Origin of the sequence: Hydrogenimonas sp. (assembly GCF_029933015.1) — a bacterium.
GTDB lineage: Bacteria > Campylobacterota > Campylobacteria > Campylobacterales > Hydrogenimonadaceae > Hydrogenimonas.
On sequence record NZ_JAOZOZ010000135.1, the window covers coordinates 1 to 4,434 of the forward strand.

A 4,434-nucleotide genomic window follows, 5' to 3' on the forward strand; every position below is an offset into this window, starting at 1 on the left:
AGTGTTGAGTGTTGAGTGTTGAGTGTTGAGTGTTGAGTGTTGAGTGTTGAGAAGGATGGATTGTCGAAGTTTAAAAGGAGATAAAAGGGAGCGGAAGCGACCTTCCGAAATTCTCCATTCTCAATTCTTCATTTTGCATTGAGAAGACGGCCCCTTCCGGGGCCTGCCGCTTAGAGACGAGATTCGTATCGGCGCAGCATGAAAAGACGTTTGAGCAACTTCTTGCGCGCAGCGATTTTCTGCTTTTTGCGCTTTTCGGTCATCGGCTCATAGAAACGTCTTGCACGAGCTTCAGTGACGATCAGGTTACGATCGACCTGCTTCTTGAATCGGCGATACGCCTCATCAAACGACTCGTTTTCGCGTACGAGGATGCCAGGCATACTGACATCACCCCCTTTCGGTGAAATTTTTGCGAGCGAAATTATAGCATAGATTTGTTATCATACACCGAAACCCTACGAGGAGAAGCGCTCATGCAGAAGATTTTCGAAAACTGTTACGACCTGGACAGGCGCTGCTACGAAAAATACGCACTGACCGAAGACATTCTGATGGAGCATGCCGCCGACGCGATGGCGCGGCATATCCGTGAATTCGAAGGGAGCAAAGATCATATTCTCATCGTGGCGGGGCCGGGCAACAACGGCGCGGACGGCGTCACCCTCGCGAGACTTCTGCACGAGGACTTCGATATCTCCCTCTATCTGCCCTACGGGGCCAAGTCGACCATGGCCAAGCTCCAGCTCGAACGCCTCCGTCAGCTTGGGCTCGAACCGGTCCAGGCCCTCCCGGAGAGAGCGGACATCGTCGTCGACGCCCTCTTCGGTGCCGGCTTTTCCAAATCTCTCGATACGACGGGGATCGATCTCGTCGATCGGCTCAACGGCATGGCCGCCTACAAGATCGCCTGCGACATACCCACGGGCATCGATCCCGACGGAAACCCCAACCCGATCGCCTTCAGAGCCGACACCACCGTTACGATGGGAGCACTGAAGATCGCCCTCTTCGGTGACCATGCCAAACCCTATGTCGGAAAAATCGAGGTGGCCGACCTGGGTATCAGCAGAAAGCTCTACGAAGGACACAGCAACGTGTTCCTGCTCGATCACGAAGACTTCAACCCTCCTTTGCGGACCAATCCGGCTTCCCACAAAGGGCATTTCGGCCACCTCTGCGTCGTCGCGGGAAACAAAAGAGGCGCCGCCGTACTCTGTGGCCTGGCGGGGCTGCGCTTCGGTGCGGGGCTTGTGACCCTTCTCAGCGACCGGACCATCGACAACCTCCCCTTCTCCCTGATGCAAAGCGGTACGCTTCCCGAAAACACCAGCGCCATCGCCATGGGTATGGGTATGGGGTACGAATATGACCCCATTCTTGTCAAAACGACGATCGTCGAAGAGGATATCCCTATCCTGATGGATGCCGACATGTGCTACGTTCCGTGGATCAAACACATTCTGGAGCGCTGCACGAAAACCGTCGTCACACCCCACCCCAAAGAGTTTTCCGTGCTTCTGAGAACGCTCGGTATCGACGATGTCACCGTTTCGCAGATCCAGAAAGACCGATTCGGATGGGCCAGACGCTTTTCCGAAATCTATCCCGAGACCGTGCTGATTCTCAAAGGGGCCAATACCCTGATCGCCTACCGGGGAATCATCTATGTCAATCCCTTCGGAACACCCGTTCTTTCCCAGGCGGGAAGCGGCGATCTTCTCAGCGGCCTCGTCGCTTCACTTCTGGCCCAGGGATATACACCCATCAATGCCGCCATCAACGGATCTTTGGCCCACACATTCTGTGCAAGGCGCTACGAAGGGGCCAACTACAGTGCGACCCCCGAGGATCTGATCGAGGAGATTCGTTGGCTTCGGAAATGACCATCGTCGTTCTCTTCAGCGGCACCGGTACCAATCTCGAAAACCTGATCCGCCATTTTCACGGCAGACGGTTCGGAGAGAGGCGCTGTACGATCGTCCCGGTCACGAACCGCCCCGATGCCGGAGGCATCGAGCGGGCACGCAGATACGGCATCGAAACGGTCGTCATCGACCACAGAAACTTCGAAGAGAGAGAATCTTTCGATGCCAGACTGGTCGAAACGATCGAGTCCTTCGCGCCCGATCTGGTCGTCATGGCCGGCTTCATGCGCATCCTCACCCCCGTCTTCACCTCACGCATCGAAGCGATCAATCTCCATCCATCCCTCCTGCCGCTCTTCAAAGGGGCCGATGCGATACGCAAGAGTTTCGAAAGCGGGATGAAGGTGGGAGGGGTAACGGTCCACCGGGTCACCCAGGAACTCGACAGCGGAGAGATCCTGGCCCAGGCGTGCGTATCCATAGAGAGGAGCGATACGCTGGAGAGCTTTACCCGAAAGATCCGGCAGTTGGAGCATCGTCTGCTTCCCGAAGTCGTCAGGGATCTGCTGGATCTTTCGGATCGATAACGAAACCTCTCCTAAACTCTTTTGGCCCCACAGAAGCGGATGCCGTGGAATTTCGGTTCACTTTGATAGACCACTTCGAAACGGATCGAGTCGAGGCCGTTGACGGGTATGTCGAACTTCACCGTGCCTCTCATCCCTTCGAGAGATGAGGTGTTGCAGTGGTCGTTTTCGTCGATCCCGTAGAAGGATATTCCCTTCTCCGATATGTCGAAGACAAATCCCCTGTCGACGATGCCGTTTTCATACTCGATCGTGATAGCGACCGGCGGTGAGACGATGGTACGGGGCATTTTCCTGTGGTTGATGACCGTTTCGAAACCGTCGCTGAGCACTTTCAGCTCCGCACTCTCCTCGGAGATCATCGTCATGACCGACTCGACATTCTTCGTGCTTTCGATGATGCGACGGTTGCCTTCGGTCACCGAATCGAGCTGTCCGAGGATCTTCGTGAAGGCTTCGTACTCTTTCTTGAACTCGTTTCCGAAGTGGTGCATCGTTTTGATCGTTTCACGCTGGGTCGATTCGATCTCCTGGAAGTAGCTGCCCACCCGTTCGGAACTCTCCTGCAGGTTGGTGAAGAAAGATTTGGTATGGGTGGCGTTTTGCACGACTCCGTCGATGTTTCTCACCATCGAATGGATGATGCGCCGGGTGTTGTTGGCATTCTCCATCGAAACCTCGGCAAGCTCCCGGACCTTTTCGGCCACGACGGCGAATCCCCGTCCGTGCTCTCCGGCACGTGCCGCTTCGATGGCCGCGTTGAGGGCGATCAGGTTGGTCTCGTCGGCGATCTCCGAGATCAGTTCGATCGTTTTCGAAACGTTTTCGGAAAATCCTTTCAACTCTTCGATGGAGTGGATCGTGCTGTCGAGGGCATCGGAAGCCTTCAGGGTCTCTTTCGCATTCTTCTGCATCTGCTCCTGCCCGCTTTCGATCAGTCTGACCGACGCGTCGACATGGGAGACCAGCTCCTCAAGCTGACCGCTCAGAGCCTGGTTCATCGCACCGATCTCCCTGAGGCTTTCGGCCACATGCTCCACCTCTTTCGTCTGGTCCATCACCGAATCGTTGGAGGCCTTCAGACGCACCAGACCGTAGGAGGCTTCGAACGCGACGTTTTTCGACTGTGTCACGACTTTGGCGATGACCGGGCGCAGCACGTCGACCATCTGCTTGAGGTGCCTGAAGAGCTGGTCGATCTCGTTTCTGCTCTTCTCGTCGACATGGGCATCCTCGCCCAGGATATCGTCGATGATGAATTTCCCTCTCTCGACTCTCAAAAAGACCTGGAGCAGTTTTTCGAGGCGCTCGGCGATCACCTTTTTGAAGAGCAGATGGATCGCCAGCAGTACGACGGCGATATTGACGAACCAGTTGAGAAAGGAGTAGAGAAGATTGCTCTGTAGGGCCGCCTGGTAGTCGCTCAGATCGATGCGGGCCGCCTCGATGGCGATGACGTCTCCCGGTATCCATGTGGGGTGACAGAGTTTGCATCGCTCCTCCGCGATCATCGGCCTTGAGAGCATATAGTAGGATTTGCCCTCGTGTTCGACCTCCCGGGCGTACTCTTTTTCCCCTTTGTGTTTCTGAAAATAGTCGATCGCCTGCTCTTCGAAAGGAAGCGCTCGGTTCTTCGGATTGGTCGGGGTTTTGGAAGCCTCTTTGAAAAAGACTTTTCCTTCGCTCACGGCGGTAAATTTGTCGAAAATCTCATTCTGAATCACTTGGGGGACTTCGGAGGACTCGCCGGAAAAGAACTTTTCGTTCCGGCTCTCGAGGAGAACATCGGCGAAGTTCAGGACACTTCTGGCCTCGCTGTAGAGATTTTGCTGCAGCGCCTTCTTGTTCTCATCGAACTGATACCAGTAGATCGCCGTGGAGATGACGACCATCGCCCCGGCGATCAGGATGGAGAACATCACCGAAAGAGGCATTTTCCGAATCGATTCTGGAATGTACATTAATTTCCGCCTTTTCAT

General features: G+C 55.1%; 4 protein-coding genes. 2 read left to right on the forward strand and 2 right to left on the reverse strand.

From position 1 onward, the window contains the following. Positions 1-170 precede the first annotated feature (170 nt). Positions 171-383, reverse strand: coding sequence for a 30S ribosomal protein S21 (gene rpsU, locus Q1K23_RS08050; protein WP_092913660.1), 213 nt, complete (start codon positions 381-383; stop codon positions 171-173). Between the two features lie 93 nt (positions 384-476). On the opposite strand from rpsU, the gene Q1K23_RS08055 reads away from it, so the two are divergent. Next, the gene (locus Q1K23_RS08055; RefSeq protein ID WP_300363671.1) at positions 477-1,886 is read left to right on the forward strand and encodes an NAD(P)H-hydrate dehydratase; all 1,410 of its coding nucleotides are present in this window, start codon (positions 477-479) and stop codon (positions 1,884-1,886) included. Beyond that, entirely contained in the window at positions 1,871-2,455 is a 585-nt protein-coding gene (purN, locus tag Q1K23_RS08060; RefSeq protein WP_366522650.1) for a phosphoribosylglycinamide formyltransferase, read from the forward strand. Before Q1K23_RS08055 ends, purN begins: the two co-directional genes overlap by 16 nt. Positions 2,456-2,466: 11 nt before the next feature. Here purN and Q1K23_RS08065 read toward each other — a convergent pair. Next, a partial coding sequence (locus tag Q1K23_RS08065) for a methyl-accepting chemotaxis protein (RefSeq protein WP_300363672.1) occupies positions 2,467-4,434 on the reverse strand: 1,968 nt, incomplete at its 5' end.